We start from the raw sequence: 1,022 nt of genomic DNA, 5'->3' as shown, positions 1-1,022 counted from the left end.
GGATCGTCATGATGATCCGGCGAAGGCGGCGCGGCGCGTCCTTGAGCCTTCGTTCGCGGCGCGTGCCCGGATTGTTCATCATGGACATCGCCTGCGCGATGATCTCGACGAGCATGAACGTGAAGAACGACGAGCGCGAGAAGCAGAAGCGGCTTGCCGTCTGGAGATCGCTGTCCTTGACCTTCACCTTGAACTTGCGCTGGTCTTCCTCGACCTGCTCGAGGACGTCGCCGCGGTCGTTGACGAAGCGATACATCGAGCGTTCGATCCGCGGCTCCGTCCCCGAGCTGCCCTGCGAGGCCTTTCGGAATTTCCACTCCTGGAGCACGGGATCGGAGCTCCAGAGATAGCGCTTCGGCGAGGATAGGCCGGTCGCCGCCTCAGTCCCTTCCGACTCGCTTCGCAGGCGCGACGCCTCGGGCCCGATGCGCAGCAGGCTTGGCCAGAAGAAGGCCCGCGGACGTCCGGACCGCCTGCCCAGGTCCTCCGCGCCGAACTCCGCCGCGACCAGCTCGCACTGGCTTTCGAAGGGCTCCCTGTAAACCAGCTCGGGCTTTGACAGGTCCCGCAGCTCCAGGACGACGGAGTTGTTGAGGTCGACGTTCACGTCGTCCGGGAACGACTGTATGAGAAGTCCGCAGGACCGCGAGTTGCCGATGTCGAGGACGAGGTCCACGTCGACCGGATGCACGTTCCTGTTGTCGCTGACCGTGTCGATCAGGGTGACGCGCACCGGGCTGATCGCGCTCGCCAGGAACTGGACGAAGGTGATGTAGCGGGCCAGATGCTCAAACTGGTAGGGAAAGTCTTCCGGCCGAAGCTCCTTGCCCCTCCTCTGCTCCTTCTTCCATTCGCGGAAGATCTCCCTCAGCCAGTCGTCCAGCCACTTCTGCGCGTCCACCTGGCCTTGCCCGGGCGCCTCGATCTTGTGGGAGAGGAACGAGATGACGTCCGGCAGCCGGCTGACGAAGCGGAACGATTCCGTCCGCATCGCGTCCTCGGGAGAGGGGGCGAGATAGGGG

Annotated in this window: 1 protein-coding gene; it reads right to left on the bottom strand. The window is 64.4% G+C overall.

Annotation, left to right across the window (positions count from 1 at the left end; genetic code table 11):
• Window positions 1-991, bottom strand: a 991-nt coding sequence (locus EOA24_RS39155; RefSeq protein ID WP_245501984.1) for a virulence factor SrfB, incomplete at its 3' end; no start/stop codon positions are given.
• Window positions 992-1,022: the final 31 nt, after the last annotated feature.

The organism is Mesorhizobium sp. M2A.F.Ca.ET.039.01.1.1, assembly GCF_003998035.1.
GTDB lineage: Bacteria > Pseudomonadota > Alphaproteobacteria > Rhizobiales > Rhizobiaceae > Mesorhizobium.
Note: the sequence above shows the minus strand (reverse complement) of the source record. Positions and strands in the feature narration are given on the sequence as shown.